Source organism: Streptomyces sp. NPDC007907 (assembly GCF_042959365.1).
GTDB classification, from domain to species: Bacteria; Actinomycetota; Actinomycetes; order Streptomycetales; family Streptomycetaceae; genus Streptomyces; species Streptomyces indiaensis.
In genome coordinates, this window is the sequence record NZ_JBIBKR010000001.1 from 1,223,029 (window position 1) to 1,244,768 (window position 21,740).

22 protein-coding genes and 2 pseudogenes are annotated in these 21,740 nt (G+C 69.9%); 7 read left to right on the top strand and 17 right to left on the bottom strand.

Annotated elements, in window-relative coordinates; translation table 11 throughout:
• Window positions 1–63: 63 nt before the first annotated feature.
• Both ACFZDI_RS05640 and ACFZDI_RS05645 read right to left on the bottom strand, forming a co-directional pair.
• Window positions 64–1,185, bottom strand: a complete 1,122-nt coding sequence (locus ACFZDI_RS05640) for a substrate-binding domain-containing protein (RefSeq protein WP_391247902.1) — start codon at window positions 1,183–1,185, stop codon at window positions 64–66.
• Between the two features lie 105 nt (window positions 1,186–1,290).
• Window positions 1,291–3,222, bottom strand: a complete 1,932-nt coding sequence (locus tag ACFZDI_RS05645; protein ID WP_391247904.1) for an AMP-binding protein — start codon at window positions 3,220–3,222, stop codon at window positions 1,291–1,293.
• A 508-nt stretch (window positions 3,223–3,730) separates the two neighbouring features.
• Between ACFZDI_RS05645 and ACFZDI_RS05650 the strand changes: the two are divergent.
• A pseudogene (locus tag ACFZDI_RS05650) lies at window positions 3,731–4,162 on the top strand (short chain dehydrogenase); the annotation flags it as partial.
• Between the two features lie 56 nt (window positions 4,163–4,218).
• Complete coding sequence (locus tag ACFZDI_RS05655; protein ID WP_391247906.1) at window positions 4,219–5,073, top strand: MaoC/PaaZ C-terminal domain-containing protein; 855 nt, start codon at window positions 4,219–4,221, stop codon at window positions 5,071–5,073.
• On the opposite strand, the gene ACFZDI_RS05660 is transcribed toward ACFZDI_RS05655, so the two are convergent.
• The 9 genes and pseudogenes from ACFZDI_RS05660 to ACFZDI_RS05700 all read right to left on the bottom strand — a co-directional run bounded on the left by ACFZDI_RS05660 (window position 5,061) and on the right by ACFZDI_RS05700 (window position 11,605).
• Window positions 5,061–5,765 (bottom strand): TetR family transcriptional regulator, encoded by a 705-nt coding sequence (locus ACFZDI_RS05660; protein ID WP_391247907.1) that lies wholly within the window; start codon window positions 5,763–5,765, stop codon window positions 5,061–5,063. The genes ACFZDI_RS05655 and ACFZDI_RS05660 overlap by 13 nt on opposite strands.
• 124 nt (window positions 5,766–5,889) lie before the next feature.
• Window positions 5,890–7,212 (bottom strand): dicarboxylate/amino acid:cation symporter, encoded by a 1,323-nt coding sequence (locus ACFZDI_RS05665; RefSeq protein WP_234846832.1) that lies wholly within the window; start codon window positions 7,210–7,212, stop codon window positions 5,890–5,892.
• Between the two features lie 66 nt (window positions 7,213–7,278).
• Window positions 7,279–7,338 (bottom strand): annotated as a pseudogene (locus ACFZDI_RS05670) (putative leader peptide); the annotation flags it as partial.
• 206 nt (window positions 7,339–7,544) lie between these two features.
• On the bottom strand, window positions 7,545–7,844 hold the full coding sequence (locus tag ACFZDI_RS05675) for a DUF4229 domain-containing protein (protein WP_234846833.1): 300 nt from the start codon (window positions 7,842–7,844) through the stop codon (window positions 7,545–7,547).
• A 91-nt stretch (window positions 7,845–7,935) separates the two neighbouring features.
• A complete protein-coding gene (locus tag ACFZDI_RS05680; RefSeq protein ID WP_234846834.1) occupies window positions 7,936–8,460 on the bottom strand; it encodes a GNAT family N-acetyltransferase in 525 nt (174 codons plus the stop codon).
• A gap of 16 nt (window positions 8,461–8,476) precedes the next feature.
• A complete protein-coding gene (locus ACFZDI_RS05685) occupies window positions 8,477–9,127 on the bottom strand; it encodes a UdgX family uracil-DNA binding protein (RefSeq protein WP_234846835.1) in 651 nt (216 codons plus the stop codon).
• A 69-nt stretch (window positions 9,128–9,196) separates the two neighbouring features.
• Window positions 9,197–10,360: an aminofutalosine synthase MqnE gene (mqnE, locus tag ACFZDI_RS05690; protein ID WP_234846836.1), complete on the bottom strand. Its 1,164-nt coding sequence runs from the start codon at window positions 10,358–10,360 to the stop codon at window positions 9,197–9,199.
• 45 nt (window positions 10,361–10,405) lie between these two features.
• Complete coding sequence (locus tag ACFZDI_RS05695) at window positions 10,406–10,861, bottom strand: Lrp/AsnC family transcriptional regulator (protein ID WP_033314055.1); 456 nt, start codon at window positions 10,859–10,861, stop codon at window positions 10,406–10,408.
• A gap of 57 nt (window positions 10,862–10,918) precedes the next feature.
• Complete coding sequence (locus ACFZDI_RS05700; RefSeq protein WP_234846837.1) at window positions 10,919–11,605, bottom strand: UbiX family flavin prenyltransferase; 687 nt, start codon at window positions 11,603–11,605, stop codon at window positions 10,919–10,921.
• A 91-nt stretch (window positions 11,606–11,696) separates the two neighbouring features.
• Here ACFZDI_RS05700 and ACFZDI_RS05705 point away from each other — a divergent pair, with 91 nt between their 5' ends.
• Window positions 11,697–12,305, top strand: a complete 609-nt coding sequence (locus ACFZDI_RS05705; protein ID WP_391247912.1) for a rhomboid family intramembrane serine protease — start codon at window positions 11,697–11,699, stop codon at window positions 12,303–12,305.
• Here ACFZDI_RS05705 and mqnP read toward each other — a convergent pair whose 3' ends face one another.
• Window positions 12,306–13,208 (bottom strand): menaquinone biosynthesis prenyltransferase MqnP, encoded by a 903-nt coding sequence (gene mqnP, locus ACFZDI_RS05710; RefSeq protein WP_361121639.1) that lies wholly within the window; start codon window positions 13,206–13,208, stop codon window positions 12,306–12,308.
• A complete protein-coding gene (locus ACFZDI_RS05715) occupies window positions 13,205–14,656 on the bottom strand; it encodes a menaquinone biosynthesis decarboxylase (RefSeq protein WP_234846840.1) in 1,452 nt (483 codons plus the stop codon). The genes mqnP and ACFZDI_RS05715 overlap by 4 nt, the downstream gene beginning before the upstream one ends.
• A gap of 66 nt (window positions 14,657–14,722) precedes the next feature.
• Between ACFZDI_RS05715 and ACFZDI_RS05720 the strand changes: the two genes are divergently transcribed.
• Window positions 14,723–15,016, top strand: coding sequence for a PLD nuclease N-terminal domain-containing protein (locus ACFZDI_RS05720; RefSeq protein ID WP_234846841.1), 294 nt, complete (start codon window positions 14,723–14,725; stop codon window positions 15,014–15,016).
• A 3-nt stretch (window positions 15,017–15,019) separates the two neighbouring features.
• On the opposite strand, the gene ACFZDI_RS05725 is transcribed toward ACFZDI_RS05720, so the two are convergent.
• Both ACFZDI_RS05725 and ACFZDI_RS05730 read right to left on the bottom strand, forming a co-directional pair.
• Window positions 15,020–15,130 (bottom strand): DUF397 domain-containing protein, encoded by a 111-nt coding sequence (locus ACFZDI_RS05725; protein WP_234846879.1) that lies wholly within the window; start codon window positions 15,128–15,130, stop codon window positions 15,020–15,022.
• Window positions 15,078–16,025, bottom strand: coding sequence for a Scr1 family TA system antitoxin-like transcriptional regulator (locus ACFZDI_RS05730; protein WP_391247915.1), 948 nt, complete (start codon window positions 16,023–16,025; stop codon window positions 15,078–15,080). Before ACFZDI_RS05730 ends, ACFZDI_RS05725 begins: the two co-directional genes overlap by 53 nt.
• Window positions 16,026–16,129: 104 nt before the next feature.
• On the opposite strand from ACFZDI_RS05730, the gene ACFZDI_RS05735 reads away from it, so the two are divergent.
• From ACFZDI_RS05735 to ACFZDI_RS05745, 3 genes are all read left to right on the top strand, one after another.
• On the top strand, window positions 16,130–16,750 hold the full coding sequence (locus tag ACFZDI_RS05735; protein ID WP_308287402.1) for a hypothetical protein: 621 nt from the start codon (window positions 16,130–16,132) through the stop codon (window positions 16,748–16,750).
• A gap of 162 nt (window positions 16,751–16,912) precedes the next feature.
• Complete coding sequence (locus tag ACFZDI_RS05740) at window positions 16,913–17,371, top strand: nucleoside deaminase (RefSeq protein ID WP_361121628.1); 459 nt, start codon at window positions 16,913–16,915, stop codon at window positions 17,369–17,371.
• 131 nt (window positions 17,372–17,502) lie between these two features.
• On the top strand, window positions 17,503–18,900 hold the full coding sequence (locus tag ACFZDI_RS05745) for a condensation domain-containing protein (protein ID WP_391247918.1): 1,398 nt from the start codon (window positions 17,503–17,505) through the stop codon (window positions 18,898–18,900).
• A 16-nt stretch (window positions 18,901–18,916) separates the two neighbouring features.
• Here the strand turns inward: ACFZDI_RS05745 and ccsB are convergent, their stop codons facing one another.
• Entirely contained in the window at window positions 18,917–19,999 is a 1,083-nt protein-coding gene (gene ccsB / locus ACFZDI_RS05750) for a c-type cytochrome biogenesis protein CcsB (RefSeq protein WP_234846845.1), read from the bottom strand.
• Entirely contained in the window at window positions 19,996–21,738 is a 1,743-nt protein-coding gene (locus tag ACFZDI_RS05755) for a cytochrome c biogenesis protein ResB (RefSeq protein WP_391247920.1), read from the bottom strand. The genes ccsB and ACFZDI_RS05755 overlap by 4 nt, the downstream gene beginning before the upstream one ends.
• Window positions 21,739–21,740 lie beyond the last annotated feature (2 nt).

Sequence of the window (21,740 nt, forward strand, 5' to 3'; positions counted from 1 at the left end):
CCCGCAGCCGCCGGCGAAGAGGGCCCCGCAACCCGGACCCGGCGGCCGCACGCGGCGCGGCCGCTACTCCAGGCCGATGGCCGCGCAGTCCGCCTTGTACGCGGAGGTGCAGATGTCCTTGACGGTGTAGACGCCGTCGGTGACGACCGTCTCCTTGATGTTGTCCTTGGTGAGGGCGACCACCGGCACCAGCATCGCCGGGATGTTCTTCTGCGTCGGACTGTCGACCGTCTCCCGGGTCAGCGCGGCGAACTCGATGTCCCGGCCCTGGACCTTGGCCACGGCGATCTTCGCGGCGTTGGTCGCCTCCAGCAGGAAGGACTTGTACACGGTCATGTACTGCTCGCCGGCCACGACCCGCTGCACCGCGTCGAGGTTGGCGTCCTGCCCGGTGACCGGCGGCACCTTGGAGGCCCCGGCCTCCTCCAGCGCCTCGATGACGGCGCCCGCCATGCCGTCGTTGGCCGAGTAGACGGCGGCGATGTTGTTCAGCCCGACTTTCTGGATCGCCTTCTTCATGTTGGCCTTGGCGGTCGCCGGCTTCCACTCCTTGGTGTCGTACTGCGCGACGATGTCGACCTGGCCCTGGAGTTCGCTGAGGGCGCCGTCCTTGAAGCGTGCGGTGTTGGGGTCCCCGGGGTCGCCGTTCATCATGACGACCTTGCTCTTCTGGGCCTTGTCGCCGAGTTCCCCCGTGATGGCGCGGCCCTGGACCTGGCCGACGAGTTCGTTGTCGTGGGAGACGTAGGCGTCGATGGGGCCCTCGGCGAGCCGGTCGTAGGCGATGACCGGGATGCCCGCGTCCTTGGCCTTCCGCACATCACCGGCGATGGACTTGGAGTTCAGGGCGTCGACGAGGATGACGTCCACCTTGTCGGCGATCATCTTCTGGAACTGCTCGCTCTGTCTGGTCACGCTGGACTCGGCGTTGGCGTAGCGGACCGTGCCCTTGTTCTCCGTGAGGTCGGCGACCTCCTTCTTGATCAGCGGGTAGTCGAACTTCTCGAAGCGTGCCGTCTCCCGGTCGGGCAGCAGCAGGCCCACCGTCAGGTCGTTGCCCTTCCCGGAGGCGGAGTCGTCACTCCCGCCGTCGCCGCAGGCGGCGAGGGACAGGGCCGACACGGAGACCGCCAGGGCGATGGAGATGCGCCGCACGGCGGCCTGACGGGTGTTACGCGGTATCACTGGTGGAGCCTTCCGAGGGGGAGCATCGTGACGAGATGGTCGAAAGCCAACGGGCAGACGCCGTGCGTCGTCAAGAACCACGTGTGAAGACCTCGCAAAGGTGAATCACCGCGTGTACAGGCTCTCCACTTCGGTGGCGAACGCGCGCAGCACGGCCTCCCGGCGGAGCTTCATCGAGGGTGTCAGATGGCCCGCCTCCTCCGTGAAGTCCTCGGGGAGGACGGCGAAGCGGCGGATGGACTCCGGGCGGGAGACCATCTTGTTGGCCTCGTCGACGGCGCGTTGCAGGACGGCGCGCAGTTCCTCGTCGTCGACGAGGAGCGTGGCCGGCACGGGGTGTTTGCCGTTCATCTGGCGCCAGTGGGTGATGCCGTCCGGGTCGAGGGTGATCAGCGCGGAGACGAAGGGGCGGCCGTCGCCCAGGACGATGCACTGGGAGATCAGCGGGTGCGAACGCAGCCAGTTCTCCAGCGGGGCCGGGGCGACGGACTTGCCGCCGGCGGTGATGAGCAGTTCCTTCTTGCGGCCGGTGATCGTCAGGTAACCCTCGTCGTCCAGCGCGCCGAGGTCGCCGGTGGCGAGCCAGCCGTCGGGGGCGGCGGGGACGACACCACCGGCCTGCGGGTCCCAGTAGCCGCGCAGCACGTGGTCGCCGCCGACCAGGATCTCCCCGTCGGCGGCGATGCGGACGCGGGTGCCGGGCAGCGGCCAGCCGACGGTGCCCAGCCGGGGTTTGAGGGGCGGGGTGACGGTGGTCGCGCCGGTGGTCTCGGTCAGGCCGTAGCCCTCGAAGATCTCGATGCCGGCCCCGGCGTAGAACGCGGCGAGGCGGCGGCCGAGCGGGGAGCCGCCGCAGATGGCGTAGCGGACCCTGCCGCCCATGGCGTTGCGGATGCGGCGGTAGACCAGGGGGTCGTAGAAGGCCCGGGTGGTCTTCAGGGCGCGGGTGGGGCCGGGGCCGGTGCCGGTCTGCTGGGCCTCCAGGGCCTCCCCGTAGCGCTGTGCGACCGCCACGGCGCGGTCGAAGGACGAGGCCCGGCCGGCCGCCTCGGCTTTGGCGCGGGCCGAGTTGAAGATCTTCTCCAGCATGTACGGGATGGCCAGCAGGCAGGTCGGCCGGAAGTCGGCGAGGTCCGGGAGCAGGTGGTCGGCCTTGATGCTCGGGGCGTGGCCGAGCCGTACGCGGGCCCGGATGCAGGCGATGGCGACCATGCGGCCGAAGACGTGGGACATCGGCAGGAACAGCAGCACCGAGGCCTCTTCGCTGGTCTTGGCCCGGAAGACGGGGTAGAGCAGCTCGATGGCGTTGTCGACCTCGGCGAAGAAGTTGCCGTGGGTAAGGGCGCAGCCCTTGGGGCGGCCTGTGGTGCCCGAGGTGTAGACGAGGGTGGCGAGGGTGTCCGGGCCGAGCATGCCGCGCCGCACCTCGACCTCCTGGTCGGGCAGGTGGGCCCCGGCTTCCGCGAGCCGGTCCACGTGGCCCTTGTCGACGACCCACATGTGTTTGAGGTCGGGCAGGCGTTCCCGCTCGGGGCCGAGGGCGGCGGCCTGGGCGGCGGTCTCGGTGACCAGGGCGACCGCGCCGGAGTCCTGGAGGATCCAGCGGGCCTGGAAGACGGAGGAGGTGGGGTAGACGGGGACGGTGACCAGTCCGGCCGCCCAGGCGGCGAAGTCCAGGACGGTCCACTCGTAGATGGTGCGGGCCATGACGGCGATCCGGTCGCCCGGCATGAGGCCCTCGGCGATCAGGCCCTTCGCCACGGCCCGCACCTGGTCGGCGAAGTGTGCCGCCGTGACGTCGCTCCAGTTGCCGTCGGCGTCCCTGCGGCTGAGTGCCACGGAACCCGGGTGTGCACTCGCGTTGTCGAACGGCAGGTCGGCGAGCGACCCGTGGGCCCACGGCGGGGCCAGCGGCGGCACGGAGGCCTCCCGTACCGCCCCGTCCATCCGCCGTACCTCGGGCTCGACGAGCCTCGGCCCCCCGTACGCGTCGCCGTACGCGTCGCCGTAGGCGGAGGAGGGATACGCAGTGGACACGGGCGGCTCCTGGGGCGTGCAGCGAAGGACTGCTTGCTGCATGACGTACGTGCCTCGCACGCCGAGGCGCTCAACCGGCTGAACCCCCCGAAAGGGGTTACTGGCGGTAGGAACGGGATCGTACGGCGCTGACGTGGCGGCTTTGTGCTGGTTCGGGGATGGTCCGGAGCCAGGCCTGTGCAATCTCGGGGATCAGGTGAGGGGCTTTCAGGTTCTGCGTGCCGGTGGATTCAGGCGCGCTCCAGGACGGCCGTCACCCCTGCCGCCCGCCGCACAGACGGAGATCGGCCGCGGGCGGGGGCGTCCCGTAGGCGCGCTCCGCCGATGACCGCCAAGCGCCGCACCGTCGGGGACAGCTGACGGGGACTCATCTCGACCAGATCATCTCGACCAGCTCATCTCGACCTGCTCCTCGCCCGTGACGTAGCCTTACCTCCGGTAACCTTGCTCCAGAGTAAGCAGGAGTGGGGCGTCAGCGAAAACCGTCCTCGGGAACTGGGAGTCGTCCATGGCCGACCGCTGTCTGCGCTTCACCGCCACCGCGCCGGGCCGGTTCCTCACCCGTCGGCTGGGTCTGCCGCAGCCCGCGGCGCTGACCCGCTGGGCCGCCGAGCGGCCGGGCCTGGACGGCGGCCTGCTGCGCCTCACCGCCGGCCGGTCCGCCCTCGGCCCCGACCTGGCACCGGTCCTGGCCCGGACCGGCCCCGGCCCGGCCGGCTCCGGCCGCACGGCCGCCGTCGTCCTGGACGCGACCGGGGTACGGGACGTCGAGGCCCTGGCGCAGGTGCACGCCGGCCCGCACCCCGTACTGCGGTCGGTCACGGCGAGCGGACGCGTGGTCGTGCTCGGCGCGCCCCTCGACCCCGCCGACCACCACCAGGCCGCGGCCCAGCAGGTCCTGGAGGGCTTCACGCGTTCCCTGGGCAAGGAGATGGCGAGACGGCCGCCGCCGACCCGGAGCGTCCGCGTCTGCGGCCAGAGCCTGCTGGGGGCGTGATGACCGACCCCACCGCTGTTCTCACTCTCACCCGGCCGCCCTCCCTCGCCCCGCTCCTCGCCCGCGGTGCCCTGCTGTCCCCCTTCAAACGCCCCGGCCCCGACGCGGCGTTCCCCCGCACCCGGCTCGTCCTGCCGGGCGTGCGGGTCGACCTCGCGCGGCTCGCGGCGTACGAGCGGATCTGCGGGTTCCCCGTCGGGGAGGACGCGCTGCCGGTGACGTATCCGCACGTGCTCGGGTTCCCCCTGGCCATGCGGCTGATGAGCGGCCGGGACTTCCCGCTGCCCCTGCCCGGCCTCGTCCACACCTCGATCACCGTCACCCGGCACGAGCGGCTGTCGCCCGGCGGCCGGTACGAACTCTCCGTGCACGTCGAGGGGTTGGTGCCGCACCGGCGCGGCACGCAGGCCACGGTCGTCACCGAGATGCGCCGCGGCGGTGCCGTCGTCTGGGAGTCGACGAGCACGTACCTGGCCCGGCACCGCACGGACCGGCCGGCCACGGGGCCCCGGGAACCGGAGCCGCCCAAGCCGCTGCCGCCGGTCGACGAGTGGCGGCTCGCCGGGGACGTCGGGCGCCGCTACGGTGCCGCCTCCGGGGACCGCAACCCGATCCATCTGCACCCGCTCACGGCCCGGCCGTTCGGCTTCCCCAGGGCCGTCGCGCACGGCATGTGGACCGTGGCCCGCTGCCTCGCCGCGCACGGCGTCCCGCAGAACTGCCGCCTGCGCGCGGAGTTCCGGGCACCGGTCCTGCTGCCCGGGACGGTGACGTACGCGGCGCGGGAGGGCCGGTTCGAGCTGCGCGGCCCCCGGGACCGGATCCACGTGACGGGGGACGTCTACCCGACGTGAGGGCCCGGCGGCTCCTCCGGGGGCGCCCAGGGCCGGCCGGCCATGAGGTCGCCGAGTCCCGCCCAGGCGAAGTTCATCAGCGTGGCCGCGGCCTGGCGGGGGGTGACACCCGGCGTGGCGTTGGCCCACGCGGCGAGCGACTCGGCGGCGCCGACCAAGGCCTCGGCGAGCCCGGCGACCTCGCGTTCGGGCAGCTCGGGGTCATGGGGGTACCTCGCTGCTCGAGCGCAGCCGACAGCTTGGGGGCGGGCCTCGCGGGCGGCGGCGAGGATCAGCTGCGTCACGAACGCGACGATCTCCTCGCGCATCGCGGTGACCTCGCCGGCGAACGGCTCGCCGTGGGTGCGGGCCTGGAGGTGCAGGACCGACCACGCGTCCGGGTTCTCGCCGGTGTGCGTGAAGAAGGCGCCGAGCCCTTCCCAGAGCTGCCGGTCGGCGGGCAGGTCGCGGCGGACCCCGGCCCGCACCGCGTCGACCAGGGCCTTGGCCTCGCGGCGGATGCAGGCGGTGAAGAGGTCTTCCTTTGAGTTGAGGTACAGGTAGACCAACGGCTTGGACACGCCGGCGAGTTCGGCGATCTCGTCCATCGACGCGGCCATGTAGCCCCGTTGGCCGAAGGTCCGCACGGCGGCGTCCAGCATCTGCTGCTCACGGACCGCGCGCGGCATCCGCTTGGTCTTCACGGCACCCATGGCGCTTAGCGTACGGGCCCCCTGGACGGCCCTCTCCCGGTCGTCCGGGGAAGGACCGCTCAGGGGGCCCGTGAACGCGTGCGGCCGGTGCTGCGGTCGAGCAGCCGTACGGCCCGTGCTGCCGTCAGGCGGTCGCGGTGACCGGCTCGGTCCGGTCGCGCGGCTCGTCACGCGACTCGTCGAGCGGCTCGTCCAGGGAGGAGCCGTCGGCCGTGGCGTACGCGTCGCGGTCGAGCAGGTTCTCCCGGGCCGAGACCAGGACCGGGATCAGCGCCTGCCCGGCGACGTTGGTCGCGGTGCGGATCATGTCCAGGATCGGGTCGATCGCGAGGAGCAGACCGACACCCTCCATCGGCAGGCCGAGGGTGGACAGGGTGAGGGTCAGCATGACCGTCGCGCCGGTGAGACCGGCGGTGGCGGCCGAGCCGACCACCGAGACGAACGCGATCAGCAGGTAGTCGCCGACGCCCAGCTGGATGTCGAAGATCTGGGCGACGAAGATCGCGGCAATGGCCGGGTAGATCGCGGCGCAGCCGTCCATCTTGGTCGTGGCGCCGAACGGCACGGCGAAGGAGGCGTACTCCTTCGGTACGCCGAGCCGCTCGGTGACCTTCTGCGTCAGCGGCATGGTGCCGACGGAGGAGCGGGAGACGAAGGCCAGCTGGATCGCGGGCCAGGCGCCCTTGAAGAACTGGAGCGGGTTGGCCTTGGCGACGGTCGCGAGCAGCGTCGGGTAGACGCCGAACAGCACGATGAGGCAGCCGATGTAGACGTCGGCGGTGAAGGTCGCGTACTTGCCGATCAGGTCCCAGCCGTAGGTGGCGATGGCGTTGCCGATGAGGCCGACGGTGCCGATCGGGGCGAGCCGGATGACCCACCACAGCGCCTTCTGGAGCAGGCTGAGGACGGACTCGCTGAGGGTGAGGATCGGCTGGGCCTTCTCACCGAGCTGGAGCGCGGCGATACCGGCGACGGCGGCCATGAACACGATCTGCAGCACGTTCAGGTCGGTGAACGGCGTGATGACGTCGGTCGGGACGATGCCCGTCAGGAAGTCGATCCAGGAGCCGGTGTCCTCGGGCTTCGCGCCGTCCTTGGGCGTGAGGCCGGTACCGGCGCCGGGGTTGGTCAGCAGGCCGATGACCAGGCCGATGCTGACCGCGATCAGCGAGGTGATCATGAACCAGAGAAGGGTGCGCGAGGCCAGCCGGGCCGCGTTGTTGACCTTCCGCAGATTGGTGATCGAGACGAGGATCGCGAAGAAGACGAGCGGGGCGACCGCGAGCTTCAGCAGCCCGATGAAGGTGTCGCCGACCTTCTCTAGTGTCGTGGTCAGCCAGGACAGGTCCTGGTTGCGGGCGAGCCAGCCGAGCAGCACACCCAGGACGAGACCGGCGAGTATCTGGGCCCAGAAGGGCACCTTGAAGGACTTCGTGCGTGAGGACACGGGCTGACTCCGTTGGGGGGACGCGTAGGGGGACTGACGTGGGGGACGACGGGGTGTTGCGTTACGTCAGGGACGACAGAAAGCGGACGCGCACCGACAGAGATCCACGTGCAGCCGCGCCACGAGCGGAGCGCTCAGAGGCGAAGGGGGCGCGACTGCTGACTTCATAGCACAACCTTAACACCAGAGCTTTGAGGACCCCAAAGCCTGGCTTTGACAGGTGATGACGCACACGCACCCATACAACGCAAAGCGCCCCGTTTCCGAGCATGTGCGGAAACGAGGCGCTGTGAGCGCGTGGGGGCCCTGTCAGGAGGCCCCGCGAGGGAGCCCTACGAGGTCTGTCCCTGGGTGCGGGCCGTGTCGTCGACGGCGTCCTCCTGACTGCGGTTGGCCTCCATGTTCGCCTTCATCCGGTCGACGCGCTGCGCGACCTGCACGGACGCCCGGTCCCGCTCCTTGCGCAGCACCACCAGGCTGATCGGCGCGGAGATGAGCAGGGCGAGCGCGACGATCCACAGCCCGTTGCTGTTGCCGAGCCCGCGCGGGGCGATGCCGGAGTAGACGGCGCCCCAGACGACCACGAGGCAGCCCACGAAGATTCCGAGGCGCATCAGCGTGTAGCGGAGCATCTCAATCCACTCTTCCGTTTCGAACGGCCGGAACACACCCAAAGGGGCACCGTCCAGTGAAGCACGCGGAGCGGCCGATCTTGCAGGGGGGTCAGGCCAGGGGCAGCAGCATGACCACGTCGTCGCGGTCCTCCCCGGGCGCCACCCGGATCGCCCCGGGGATCCGCCCGACCTCCTTGTAGCCGCAGGAGGCGTAGAACCGCTCGAGCCCGAGACCGCCCCGGCAGGTCAGCCGGATCGCCTCGATCCCGTCCATTGCCCGGGCCGTGTCCGCGGCGGCGCGCAGCAGGTCCCGCCCCCAGCCCTTGCCCTGGTGCCTGGGGTGCACCATCACCGTGTACAGCCACAGCCAGTGCGTCATCAGGTGGTGCGTGTTGAAGGTCAGGAACGCGGTCGCCGCGACCCGCCCCTCCTCGTCGTGCCCGACGAGCAGCTTGACCCGCCCGTCCGCCATCGCCGCGAAGTGCTGCACGAGCGCGGGGCGGATCTCCTCCCGCGTCACCGGCGGCACGTACCCGACGGCTCCCCCGGCGTTGGAGACATCGGTCCACAGATCGAGCAGACCGTCACGCAGCTCGGGGGTGACGGAGGGTTCGAGCGTGAGGGTAAGGGGCATGCGCCCATCGTAGCTATTACGACAGGGCGTCGGCCGCCACCTTCAGGTCCGACACCAGCCCCCGGTAGGCCGCCTCACGGTCGTCGGACCGCAGCACCGACGACGGGTGCACGGTCGGCACCAGCCGCTCCGGCCGCCCGTGGATCTCCTCCTCCAGCACCGTTCCCCGCACCTGCGTGACCCGGAAGGATGACCCGAGCAGCGCCTTCCCGGCGGTGGCCCCGAGGACGACGATCAGCTCCGGCTCCACGACCGCGAGCTCCGCGGCCAGCCAGGGCCCGCACGCGGTCATCTCCCGCAGACTGGGAGCCTTGTGGATCCGCCGCTTCCGCGGCTCGGCCTGCGTGAACTTGAAGTGCTTCACGGCGTTGGTGACGTAGGCCTCGGAGGGATCGATGCCGGCTTCCTCAAGGGCCCGGTCCAACAGCTTCCCGGCAGGCCCCACGAACGGCTTGCCCTGCCGGTCCTCCTGATCCCCGGGCTGCTCCCCCACGAGCATGACCCGGGCATCGGCGTCCCCCGAGCCGAACACGGTCTGCGTGGCGTCCCGGTGCAGGGGACACCCCCGGCACTCTGCGGCGGCCCGCCGCAGAGCGACAAGCCCACCGCGACCGGGAACGAAGGGTTCAGCGGTATAGGCATCCTCAGGTGCCGAGGTCCTGACCATGCCCTCCGGGTACCCCGCCCAGGGGCGCGGGGAACTGCGCGAAGAACCCTTACACACCCGCATCCGCCATCAGACCCGCATGGGCTGCGGCGCCTCGCGAAGCAACGGGTCCGGCCCCTCATACTCCCGAATGATCTCGTACCGCGTATTCCGCTCCACAGGCCGGAAGCCGGCATCACGGATCAGATCCAGCAGATCCTCCCGCGTCAGCTTGTTCGGCGTCCCATAGTTGTCCGCGTCATGAGTGATCTTGTACTCGACGACCGACCCGTCCATGTCGTCCGCCCCGTGCTGCAACGCCAGTTGCGCCGTCTGCACCCCGTGCATGACCCAGAAGACCTTCACGTGCGGCACGTTGTCGAACAGCAGCCGCGACACGGCGAAGGTCTTCAGCGCCTCCGCCCCCGTCGCCATCTGCGTCCGCGCCTGGAGGCGATTGCGCACCTTGCCGTCCTGCATGTCGACGAAGTCGTGCTGGTACCGCAGCGGGATGAAGACCTGGAAGCCGCCGGTCTCGTCCTGCAGCTCGCGCAGCCGCAGTACGTGGTCCACCCGGTGACGCGGCTCCTCGATGTGCCCGTACAGCATCGTGCACGGGGTCTTCAGACCCTTCTCGTGCGCGAGCCGGTGGATCCGGGACCAGTCCTCCCAGTGGGTGCGGTGGTCCACGATGTGCTGCCGGACCTCCCAGTCGAAGATCTCCGCGCCGCCGCCGGTGAGGGACTCCAGACCGGCGTCGATCAGCTCGTCGAGGATCTCCGAGGCGCTCATCCCCGAGATGGTCTCGAAGTGGTGGATCTCCGTCGCCGTGAAGGCCTTCAGGGAGACGTCCGGCAGCGCCGCCTTCAGCTCGCGCAGCGACCGCGGGTAGTACCGCCACGGCAGGTTCGGGTGCAGCCCGTTGACGATGTGCAGCTCGGTGAGGTTTTCCGACTCCATCGCCTTGGCGAGCTTCACGGCCTCCTCGATCCGCATCGTGTACGCGTCCTTCTCCCCCGGCTTGCGCTGGAAGGAGCAGTAGGCGCAGGAGGCCGTGCACACGTTCGTCATGTTGAGGTGACGGTTGACGTTGAAGTGCACGACGTCGCCGTTCTTGCGGGTGCGCACCTCGTGCGCGAGGCCGCCGAGCCAGGCCAGGTCGTCCGACTCGTACAGCGCGATGCCGTCCTCACGGGTCAGGCGCTCACCCGCCCTGACCTTCTCCTCCAGCTCGCGCTTGAGCCCGAGATCCATGCCCACACCTTTCTACGACGACGTCCCAACCGTACGACTACGCCTCTACTCCTCTTCGGGCAGCTCCCCGACCCGGTTCTCCCACTTCGTGGAGAGCACGATCGTCGTACGCGTCCGGGAGACGCCCTCGATCCCGCTGAGCCGCCGGATCATCTTCTCCAGACCGTCGACGTCCGCCGCCCGCACCTTGAGCATGTACGAGTCGTCGCCCGCGATGAACCAGCAGTCCTCGATCTCCGAGAGGTCCTTCAGCCGCTGCGCCACGTCCTCGTGGTCGGTGGCGTCGGAGAGTGAGATGCCGATCAGGGCGGTCACGCCCAGGCCGAGCGAGGCGGCATCGACGGTGGCCCGGTAGCCGGTGATGACGCCGGCGGCCTCCAGCCGGTTGATGCGGTCGGTGACACTGGGTCCCGACAGTCCGACGAGGCGTCCCAGCTCCGCGTAGGAGGCCCGGCCGTTCTCCCTCAGGGCCTGGATGAGCTGCCTGTCCACCGCGTCCATTGCGATCGAAGCCTTCCGCTGAAGTTGTCGTTGAGTCCGATGAGGTTCGGGTACTGCTCAGCCGTCGCGGTGCGCACCGCCGCCGAGTTCACCTTGCCAACGGCGGTAGAGCCGGTGCGGCACGCCCGCCGCGTCGAGGACGCGGCCGGCGACGAAGTCCACCAGGTCCTGGATGTGCGTCGCGCCCGCGTAGAAGGCGGGTGAGGCGGGCACGACCGTCGCGCCCGCGTCGTCGAGGGTGACCAGGTGGCGCAGGGTCTGGCCGTTCAGCGGGGTCTCCCGCACGGCCACGATCAGCTTGCGTCCCTCCTTGAGGGTCACGCTCGCCGCCCGTTGCAGCAGGTCCTTCGACAGCCCGAGCGCGACCCCCGCCACGCTCGCCGTCGACGCGGGCACGATGAGCATGCCCTTGGTGGGGTACGACCCCGAGGAGGGCCCGGCGGCCAGGTCGCCGGCGCTCCAGTGCCGTACGGCGTCGATGTCGACGGAGAAGGTGCCCGGCTTGCCGTCGGCGCCCCGGGAGAGCCATTCACGCAGGTCGGACTGCCAGTGGGCGTCCCGGAAGGAGATCCCGGTCTCGTCCTTCAGGGTGAGCCGGGAGGCCCGGGACACCACGAGGTCGACGCTCTCACCGGCGTCCAGCAGGGCCCGCAGGACGGCGGCGGCATAGGGGGTGCCGGAAGCCCCGGACACCCCTACGATCCAAGGCGTACGCGGCGTCTCGCCTGGCTTGACTGGGTTCACGACTCCGAGCCTATCGGGCGTCACAGGGTGGGAACCGGTCCAGGGGTGCGGGCCGTTGCACCGAGGGGACGAGCGAGCACTGGGGGTCGCCATGCCGGATCCGCGAGCGGGGTGGTCACAAGGCGATCGCGCGCTGGCCGCGGGCAAGCTGATGCTGGCGTGGGTGGCGCTGCTGTGGCTGCTGGAAGTGGTGGACGTGGCCACGGGCCATGCGCTGGACGGCTTCGGCGTCACCCCGCGCGACCCGTCCGAGCTGGTCGACGTCGTCCCCTCGTCCTTCATCCACTTCGGCTTCGCCCATCTGCTGGCGAACACCGTGCCGCTGCTGGTCCTGGGCTTCCTGGCCGCGCTGTCGGGTCTGCGGCGCTTCCTGCTGGTGGCCGCGCTGATCATCGTGGTGGACGGGCTCGGTGTCTGGCTCATCGCCCCGGAGCACACCAACACCGCGGGAGCGTCGGGCGTGATTTTCGGCCTGTTCGGTTTCCTGCTGGTCAGCGGCGTCGTCGAGCGCCGCGCCTTCGGCGTCCTTGCGGGCGTGCTGGTCGCCGCGGTGTGGGGCGGCTCGATCCTGGCCGGCCTGGCCCCGACGCAGACGGGCGTCAGCTGGCAGGGCCACCTGATAGGTCTGCTGGCGGGCGTGGCGGCGGCGTTCCTGTTCCGCCGCCGCCCGGAGGCGGGCCGCGCGCTCACCGCCCCGTGATCAGACGGTCAGACCCCGTACCAGCAGGTCCAGCAGCGCGCACACGAACAGGGCGATGCCGATGAAGCCGTTGACGCTGAAGAAGGCGCGGTTCACACGGGACAGGTCGTGGGGGCGCACGATCGAGTGCTCGTAGAGGAACGCCGCGGCGACGATCAGCAGGCCCAGCCAGAAGAAGGCACCGGCGCCGGTGGCGAGGGCGTACCAGACGAACAGGGCCGTCGTGAGGGCGTGGCAGACCCGCGCGCCCCAGATGGCCGCCGGGATGCCGAAGCGGGCCGGGACGGACATGACGCCGATCTCGCGGTCGGTCTCCACGTCCTGGCAGGCGTAGATCAGGTCGAAACCGCCGATCCAGATGCCCACGGCGAGGCCGAGGATCACCGCGTCCCAGGACCACTCCCCCGAGATCGCCAGCCAGCCGCCGACCGGGCCCATCGCCTGGGCGAGGCCGAGGATGGCCTGCGGGAAGTTCGTGAACCGCTTGCCGTAGGGGTAGACCACCATCGGGATCACCGCGATGGGGGCCAGCGCCAGGCACAGGGGGTTCAGCAGGGCGGCGGCGCCGAGGAAGACGGCCAGCGCGATCAACGCGCCCGTCCAGGCGTGCTTCACCGACATCGCACCAGTGACCAGCTCGCGCTGCGCCGTGCGCGGGTTCCGCGCGTCGATCTCCCGGTCGATGATGCGGTTGACGGCCATCGCGAAGGTGCGCAGCCCCACCATGCACACGGTGACCAGCAGCAGCCGTCCCCAGTGGATGTTCCTGTCCCACTGGTACATGGCCGTCAGCGCGGCGATGTAGGCGAAGGGCAGCGCGAAGACCGAGTGCTCGATCATCACCAGCCGCAGGAACGCCTTGGTGCGTCCCGGCTGGGGGATCGCGGCGGAGGCGCTGGTCACAGGCCGTACTCCTTCCAGCGGCGGTCCACCTTCGCCGCCGTCTCCGGATCGGACTCCACCATGTCGGGCCAGCCGCCGTCGCGCGTGTAGCCCTCCTCGGGCCATTTCTTCGTCGCGTCGATACCGGCCTTGCCGCCCCAGAACTGCTGGTAGGAGGCGTGGTCCAGATGGTCGACGGGACCCTCGACGATGCTCAGGTCCCGGGCGTAGTCGGTGTTGCCGAGCGCCCGCCAGGCGACCTCGTGCAGGTCGTGCACGTCGCAGTCGGAGTCGACGACCACGATCAGCTTGGTCAGCGACATCATGTGCGCGCCCCAGATCGCGTGCATGACCTTCTGCGCGTGCTTCGGGTACTTCTTGTCGATCGAGACGATCGCGCAGTTGTGGAAGCCGCCCGCCTCCGGCAGGTGGTAGTCCACGATGTCCGGCACGATGATCTTCAGCAGCGGCAGGAAGAAGCGTTCCGTCGCCCGCCCCAGCGGCCCGTCCTCCGTGGGCGGCCTGCCCACGACGATCGACTGGAGCAGCGGGCGCTTGCGCATCGTGATGCAGTCGATGGTCAGCGCCGGGAAGGGCTCCTGCGGCGTGTAGAAGCCGGTGTGGTCGCCGAACGGCCCCTCGGGCAGCATCTCGCCCGGCTCCAGCCAGCCCTCGATCACGACCTCGGCCTGCGCGGGCACCTGGAGCGGCACGGTCTTGCAGTCGACCATCTCGATCCGCTTGCCCGCGAGGAACCCGGCGAACAGGTACTCGTCGATGTCCCCCGGCAGCGGGGCGGTGGAGGCGTACGTCACGGCCGGCGGGCACCCGAAGGCGATCGCCACGGGCAGCCGCTCGCCCCGGCGCGCGGCCACCTGGTAGTGGTTGCGGCTGTCCTTGTGGATCTGCCAGTGCATGCCGATGGTGCGCTTGTCGTGCCGCTGGAGCCGGTACAGCCCCAGGTTGCGGACGCCGCTCTCCGGGTCCTTGGTGTGGGTCAGCCCCAGGTTGAAGAACGACCCGCCGTCCTTCGGCCAGGTGAACAGCGCGGGCAGCCGGTCCAGGTCGACGTCGTCCCCGGTCAGGACGACCTCCTGCACGGGACCGTCCTTCACCTTCTTCGGCGGTACGTGCGTCATCGCGCCGAGCTTGCCGAAGGCCTCCCGCACGCCGACGAAGCCGTGCGGCAGCTCGGGCTTCAGCAGCCCGCCGATCCGCTCGGTGATCTCCGCGTACGACTTCAGGCCCAGGGCCTTCAGCAGCCGCCGGTCCGTGCCGAACACGTTCATCGCGAGCGGCATGCTCGACCCGCGTACGTTCTCGAAGAGCAGGGCGGGGCCGCCGGACTTCTGCACCCGGTCGACGATCTCCCCGACCTCCAGATACGGGTCGACCTCGGCCTTGATGCGCTTGAGGTCACCCTCGCGCTCCAGCGCCCTGAGCAGGGAGCGAAGATCGTCGTAAGCCATGGGGTCCAGTATCCCCGAGCCGCTACCCTGGCCTGGAACCACCCACCGCTTTCGCTGAGAGGCCGCATGCTCCGGGTACTGATGTTCCTCGTGCCGCTGGCGCTCAGCGTGTACGCGTTCATCGACTGCATCAGCACGAAGGACGACGAGATCCGCCACATGCCCAAGCCGCTGTGGGCGCTGCTGGTGCTGGTGTTTCCGCTCGTCGGCTCGATCTCCTGGCTGATCGCCGGCAAGAAGCGGCTGCCGTCGTCCCAGCGCCCCCGGCAGTGGGTGGCACCCGACGACAATCCCGACTTCCTGAAGTCGCTCGACCAGGACAAGGACACCGACCCGGACGAACGCAAGCGCGAGGAGTGAGCGTCAGAGGGCGGCTGTGAACGCCGACCAGGCGGTCCGGCTCACGACCAGGACGGGTCCGTCAGGGTTCTTGCTGTCGCGGACGGGGACGGTGTCGGGGAAACCGGGGGCTATTTCGATGCAGTTGCCAGCGTCGTTGCCGCTGTAGCTGCTCTTGATCCAGGAGATTGCGCCGAGGTCGCAACTGTTCATGGTCCCGCCCATACCCTTCCATCGCCTCCCTGATCAAGGCGGCAGATTGTGGAGCAGACGGAGCGTCAGCCCTGAGCACATCATAGGTCTGGCTTTGCTGAGCCCAGGCTCCCGGATCGTTGCTGAAGTAGCCGTGACTCAGGGATTCCGAGTAGACCCACTGTTCGCCGTTCGGCAACGTGATCAACGACATGGAGCTGCTGGGGCGGACAAGGTCTGAGCGGTCAGCCGGGGCTACTTGGATTCGGATGTTGGGACTCTGCCCGAGGCGCAACAGGTGCGCGTACTGATCACGCATCACGGCGGAATCGCCCACGGGGCGCAAGCAGCTCTCGTCCAACACAGCGACGTACATCGGCCCACTCCCCGAGAGGAAGCGTTGCTGTCGACTCAGACGTGCCCGAACCCGCTCTTCCAGCAGTTCGCCGCTAGCCCTCTGTGAAAGCAGTGCCCGTGCGTAGCCCGCGGTCTGCAGCAAGCCCGGCATCACCATTTCCTGGTACTCGTACAACTTGACCGCCTGCGCGTCCATCTGCGCCCTGCGCTGGAACCAATCAGGGTGTTCCACCTGCTGGTACCAGTCGATCCGGGCCCACAGCCGCAGCAACACCCCACCCGTACCCAGCAGTTCGTCACAGGTCTTGGCGAACGTCTCCTGCGGAACCCTCGTACCGCCCTCGACCCGCGCCACATGCGAGCGGTCGCACGGGATCTGTCTGGCCAGGCCCTCCTGCGTGAGCAGGGCGGCCTCGCGGAAGTGCCGCAGGACCTCCCCGAATACCGCCGCCGTACTCGCCCCGCCGTTCCGTCGGCTCACGGCTCCCCCTCCGTGACAGTGCACCGGTGTCACACGCCAAGCATTGAACCGGACTGTTCCCGTGCGCAACGCTCGATACACCCAGAGTGACGGAGGTATGCGCAATGGAACCGGGAACGCTCGTCTACGACCCGCACACGCGCAAGGTCGGCGAGTATCAGGACAGGACCGGCCCGTACGTGATGCTGCGCCCGGTCGGCGGCGGCCGGGAATGGCAGGCGGACCCTGCGAGGATCCGCGAGGCGACACCGGAGGAGCGGCTCAGCGCGGGCGTGCGCGCGCTCAACGACCGTTCCAGGGAAGGCCTGTCGGCGGATCCGACCCGGCCACCCTCCCCGGTGCCCGGGTGCGCGACCTGCGAGGACCTGGCGCTGCGGCGGGACCGCGCACGCGCCGCGTTCGACGGCAGTGCGGTGACGGACGCGAACGTGCTGCTGCGCCAGCACCAACACGCGGAGCACGGCGGGGAGTCGACCGGCCGCAGGATCTTCCGGTACGTGCCGTACACGATCGTGCAGGACGCGTCGGCCCTGCCCGAATACGAGGCGTACTGCGTGTCCGGCGAGGAGGAGGACTGCGGGGCGGGTTCGGGTCCGTGCGGGGCGCCCGGCGAGGTGGAGGAGTGGCAGCGCAGGCACACCCAGGAGACGCGGCACCTGCGCTACCGCCGCAGCTTCGCGGACTACGCCGTGCTCGAACAGGTCACGGGCCGGTCCGTGCCATGAGTCGTTCCGCCTTCCTGAATTCCGGGCCCGCGCGTCCTGCCGCTGCCATCGGGCGGGCGGACGGCTCGACATGAGCCGTTCCTCCCCCAGGGGACTCGCACGTCGGCGCGGTGATGGTGGGGCCGGGTTACGGAGCGGCTCAGGCAGGACATGGATGAGGCCATGGACCCCGCACAGGCCCGCGTGTGGCTCGCCACCGCCGTCGAGGAGGCCCGCACCGGCCTCGCCGAGGGCGGTATCCCCATCGGCGCCGCGCTGTACGGCCCCGACGGCACTCTCCTCGGCCGCGGCCACAACCGCCGTGTCCAGGACGACGACCCCACGATGCACGCGGAGACAGCGGCCTTCCGCGCGGCAGGACGGCAGCGGTCGTACCGGGGCACGACGATGGTGACCACCCTGTCGCCGTGCTGGTACTGCTGCGGACTGGTCCGGCAGTTCGGCATCCCCCGGGTGGTGATCGGGGAGGCCACCACGTTCCGGGGAGGGCACGACTGGCTCGCGCGGCACGGCGTGGAGATCGTCCTGCTGGACGACCCCGAGAGCATCGACCTGATGCGTGGCTTCGTCACCGAGCACCCGGAGCTGTGGCGTGAGGACATCGGCGACCGGGACGGATGACCCGAACGGCTTCCGGACTCACCACCCGGGATGCCGTCCGTTCGACTGACCTTTCGAGGAAGCCGGTGTGGGGCGTTCACCCCCACGGCACATCCTGATAAGGGCACGCCATCCGCGAACGGAGACCCCTCATGCGCATGACGGACATCCGGCACTGCGAGGTACGGCCGGGACGACTCGTGGAGTGGACACTCGATCCTGCGGCCGCCGCGGCGGTACGGGGCCTCCCGGAGGACTCCAGGCCCCCGGCCTACATCCAGGAGTCGCACATCAGGATCTCCCGGTCCGTGCGTGAGGACGGGTTGTTCGTACCGACGTGGATCGGTGTGTGTTTCGATCTCCCGGGCCGGGCGGAACTGGACGTCCTCCAGAGCGCGCTGTACGCGTGGACCCTGCGGCACGAGACGCTGCGCAGCGGCTTCGACTGGTCCGGGCCGCCCGGCGAGGAGATCGCCCGGTTCACACTCGGCAGCGAGGACGTGCGCCTGCGCCTGGAACAGATCGGCGACTTCACGGACGGGACAGCGCTGGCCGAGCGTCTTGAGGAGCGGTTCGACACCGTGGCGGACGCACTCCGGTGGCCCAACTTCATCTACGCGGCGGTCCTCCGGGACGACAGCACCAGCCTGTACATGGCCTTCGACCACAGCAACGTCGACGCCTACTCACTCGAGAACATCCCCGCCGCCCTGCATGAGCTCTATGCGGCGGTCGCGGCCGGCCGTTCCCCCCAGCAGGACCCCGTCGCCAGCTACGTCGACTTCTGCCAGGCCGAGCGGGCGGACGCGGACAAGCTCGACGAGAGCCACGACATCGTGGTCCGCTGGCGGGAGTTCATCAAGAACTGCGGGGGAGAACTGCCGAACTTCCCCGTCGACCTCGGCGTGGACACCGGCAGCGGACTGCCCCGGCAGAAAGCGCTGTGCGAGCCGCTGGTGGACGACGACGTCGCCGAGGCGTTCGAGGCGCACTGCCGACCCTACGGCGGCAGCCTGGTCGGCGTGCTGGCGGCCACTGCGCTCGTCCTCAACGAGATCGAAGGGGAGCCCGTCTTCCGCACCGTCGTTCCGTTCCACACCCGGGTGACGTCCCGGTGGTCGGACTCCGTGGGCTGGTACGTCGGCGGGGCACCGGTCGAGATCCCGCTGGCGGAGGTCCGTGACTTCCGGACAGCCCTGGAGAAGGCCCACGCCGAGCTGCGGGCCAACCGGCGGCTGGCCCGCACCCCCCTCGAACGGGTGCTCCGGCTGATCGGAACGGACTTCCGCCCCACGTCCCCCGACCTGTATTCCCTGGTGTCCTACCTCGACGCCCGAGACGTCCCCGGCTCCGGGCAGTGGGCCGAGCAGAAGGTCTACGGACTGATCAGGGTCTCGTACGGCGACCGGGTCTGCGTCTGGGTGAATCGGCTCCATGAGGGCCTGTGGTTCGCCTGCCGCTATCCGGACACCGAGATCGCGCACGAGAACCTGTCCCGGTACGCGGTCCGGCTGCGGGAGGTGATCACGAGCGTCGCCCGGCAGGGCTGACCCGTACGGAGGCGCGTCACACGCCCGCGTAGGAGTGCTTGCCGGAGACGAAGATGTTGACGCCGTAGTAGTTGAACAGCCAGCAGCCGAAGGCGATGAGGGCCAGGTAGGCGGCCTTGCGGCCCTTCCAGCCGGCCGTCGCGCGCGCGTGCAGGTAGCCGGCGTAGGCGACCCAGGTGATGAACGACCAGGTCTCCTTGGGGTCCCAGCCCCAGTAGCGGCCCCAGGCGTCACCGGCCCAGATGGCGCCCGCGATGATCGTGAACGTCCACAGCGGGAAGACGGCCGCGTTGACGCGGTAGGAGAACTTGTCGAGCGACGCGGACGAGGGCAGCCGCTCCAGGACGGAGGTCGCGAAGGTGCCGGGCGTGCCGCCGCTCGCGAGCTTGCTCTCGTAGGAGTCCTTGAAGAGGTACAGGATCGTGGCGACCGCGCCCACGTAGAAGACCGCGCCGCAGAAGATCGCCGTCGAGACGTGGATGTACAGCCAGTACGAGTGCAGCGCCGGGACGAGCTGGTCGCTGGCGGTGTAGAGGACCGTGACCGCGAGGCCCAGGTCGAGCAGGACCGAGGTGATCAGGAACAGGCCGAGCCAGCGCACGTTCTTCTTCAACGCCAGCAGCCCGAGGTACACGCCGACCGCGACCGTGGAGAACGTGATGTTGAACTCGTACATGTTGCCCCACGGGGCGCGCTCCACGGACAGGGCGCGGGTGAGGACACCGCCGAACTCGATCAGGAAGGCGAGCACCGTGAGGGAGACGGCGATCCGGCCGTACAGGTCGCCCTGCTCGTCCCCGCCGTGCGCCCCGGGCCCGTCGGGCACGTCGCGCTGACCGGCCGCGGCCCGCACGGTGACCTTCGGCCGCTCCAGCACGGCGGTGCCGCCGGCCTGGTTCACGGTGACGGCCGGGGCCGCCTTCTTCGCGTCCGCGTGTGCGGTGAGCGCGGCCGCGGTCCGGGCGACCTTGCTGCGGCTGCCGAAGAGCCATTCGGCGATGTACGCGAAGAAGGCCAGGGTGTAGACGGCCATCGCGGAGTAGATCAGCACATTGCTGATCTGCGCGAGGTTTTCGTTCGTGGCGGCGGCGAGAGTCACTGCTTCTCAGCCCCTTCGGCAGGTACGGGGGGTTCGGTACCCGGCTCCTGGTCGGGGTCGGGGGAATCTGCGGGGGTGTCGGGGTCGGGAGCGCCCGGTGCCTGCTCGTAGAGGTCGCCGGCGAGGTGGCCCAGCTCCTCGGGGACCTTGGCGGACTCGCTGCGGCCGAGGCCGGCCATCTCCACGACGGTGACGCCGTCGGCGCCCTGGACCGCGCGCACCCAGACGCGGCGGCGCTGGATGAACAGGGAGGCGGCCAGGCCGCCGATCGCGGCGAGGGCACCGGCGAGGGCCCAGCCGCTGCCGGGCTGCTGGACGACCTGGAAGCCGGCCCACTCCTTGACGTCCTTGCCGAAGGTGACCGAACCGGCCCCGTTCGGGAGCTTCATGGTCTCGCCGGGCTTCAGCAGCTTCTTGAACAGCTTGCCGTCGGAGTCCTTGAACTCCTTCATGTTGGTGCGGTCCATCTGGTACACGCTCTGCGGGATGCCCGAGTCGGCCCCCAGGTCGCCGTGGTAGGCGGACAGCGCGAGCAGCGGGGAGTCCAGCGCGGGGAACTGCGACAGCATGGTGCCGCTGGCGGAGCCGCCGAAGGTCGGCACGAAGAACGCGTTGAAGCCGAGCTGTTCCTTCTTGCCCTGGGCGTTGCGGTAGCCGTCGAGGACCTTGACGACACCGGAGGAGGTGACATTGGCGTCCAGCGGCAGCAGCGGCACGGCGTCGTCGAAGACGACCTTGCCCTGGGCGTCGCGGACGGTGATGACGGGCGCGTAGCCGTGGCTGACGAGGTAGACCTTGGAGTCGCCGATCTCCAGCGGGTGGTTCACCTCGACGGTGTCGGTCTCGTCCTTGCCGTAGGCGCCCGTGCTGTAGGTGATGTCGGCCTTGTAGACGCGCGGGGTGCCCTTGTTGGGGCCGGTGCGCTCGTAGGTGCCGGTGAACTTCTTCAGATTGAAGCTGAACGGCACCAGGTCGTCGGAGGTGAAGAGGTTGCCGGACTTGAAGTCGTCGTACTGGGTGAGCGTGTTGGCGAAGCCGCCGCCCTCGACGACCAGCTTGTTGCCCTCCGACTTGTACAGCTGGCCCCAGGCGAAGGCGACCAGCATCACGATGAGGGCGATGTGGAAGACGAGGTTGCCCACCTCGCGCAGGTAGCCCTTCTCGGCGGCGACGGAGTCCCCGGCGAGGTGGGCGCGGAAGCGTCGCTTCTTCAGCAGGGCCAGGGCGGCCCGGTGGACCTGCTCGGGTTCGGCCGTGGTGCGCCAGGTGGTGTGGGCGGGCAGCCGGGTCAGCCGCCGGGGCGCGCCGGGCGGCAGGCCGCGCAGCTGGCCCACGAACTGCCAGGTGCGGGGCACGATGCAGCCGATGAGCGAGACGAACAGCAGGATGTAGATCGCGGAGAACCACACCGAGCTGTAGACGTGGAACATACCGATCTTGTCGTAGACGTCCCCGAGGGTCGGGTGGGCCTTGCGGAAGTCGGCGACCTTCGTCTCGTCGCTGCCGGACTGCGGGATCAGGGACCCGGGGATCGCGCCGAGGGAGAGCAGCAGGAGCAGCAGCAGGGCGACCCGCATGGAGGTGAGCTGCCGCCAGAACCAGCGGACCCAGCCGACGACGCCCAGGGACGGCAGGCTGGGCGCCTCCTCCTTGGGGGCGGTGGACAGCTGCGAGCCGGCTTCACCCAGCTCCCGGTCCTCGGCGGAGGGGGCCGGGTCGGAGGCGGTGGTCTTGCTCATCG

What these genes read in the sequence shown, in the direction of transcription:
- ACFZDI_RS05715 (WP_234846840.1), bottom strand. Translation starts at nt 14,656, where the DNA reads ATGGCTTACGACGATCTTCGCTCCCTGCTCAGGGCGCTGGAGCGCGAG.
- mqnE (WP_234846836.1), bottom strand. Translation starts at nt 10,360, where the DNA reads ATGGATCTCGGGCTCAAGCGCGAGCTGGAGGAGAAGGTCAGGGCGGGT.
- ACFZDI_RS05720 (WP_234846841.1), top strand. Translation starts at nt 14,723, where the DNA reads ATGCTCCGGGTACTGATGTTCCTCGTGCCGCTGGCGCTCAGCGTGTAC.
- ACFZDI_RS05660 (WP_391247907.1), bottom strand. Translation starts at nt 5,765, where the DNA reads ATGGGTGCCGTGAAGACCAAGCGGATGCCGCGCGCGGTCCGTGAGCAG.
- ACFZDI_RS05675 (WP_234846833.1), bottom strand. Translation starts at nt 7,844, where the DNA reads ATGCTCCGCTACACGCTGATGCGCCTCGGAATCTTCGTGGGCTGCCTC.
- ACFZDI_RS05755 (WP_391247920.1), bottom strand. Translation starts at nt 21,738, where the DNA reads ATGAGCAAGACCACCGCCTCCGACCCGGCCCCCTCCGCCGAGGACCGG.
- ACFZDI_RS05695 (WP_033314055.1), bottom strand. Translation starts at nt 10,861, where the DNA reads ATGGACGCGGTGGACAGGCAGCTCATCCAGGCCCTGAGGGAGAACGGC.
- ACFZDI_RS05740 (WP_361121628.1), top strand. Translation starts at nt 16,913, where the DNA reads ATGGACCCCGCACAGGCCCGCGTGTGGCTCGCCACCGCCGTCGAGGAG.
- ACFZDI_RS05705 (WP_391247912.1), top strand. Translation starts at nt 11,697, where the DNA reads ATGCCGGATCCGCGAGCGGGGTGGTCACAAGGCGATCGCGCGCTGGCC.
- ACFZDI_RS05685 (WP_234846835.1), bottom strand. Translation starts at nt 9,127, where the DNA reads ATGGTCAGGACCTCGGCACCTGAGGATGCCTATACCGCTGAACCCTTC.
- ACFZDI_RS05745 (WP_391247918.1), top strand. Translation starts at nt 17,503, where the DNA reads ATGCGCATGACGGACATCCGGCACTGCGAGGTACGGCCGGGACGACTC.
- ACFZDI_RS05680 (WP_234846834.1), bottom strand. Translation starts at nt 8,460, where the DNA reads ATGCCCCTTACCCTCACGCTCGAACCCTCCGTCACCCCCGAGCTGCGT.
- ACFZDI_RS05735 (WP_308287402.1), top strand. Translation starts at nt 16,130, where the DNA reads ATGGAACCGGGAACGCTCGTCTACGACCCGCACACGCGCAAGGTCGGC.
- ACFZDI_RS05655 (WP_391247906.1), top strand. Translation starts at nt 4,219, where the DNA reads ATGACCGACCCCACCGCTGTTCTCACTCTCACCCGGCCGCCCTCCCTC.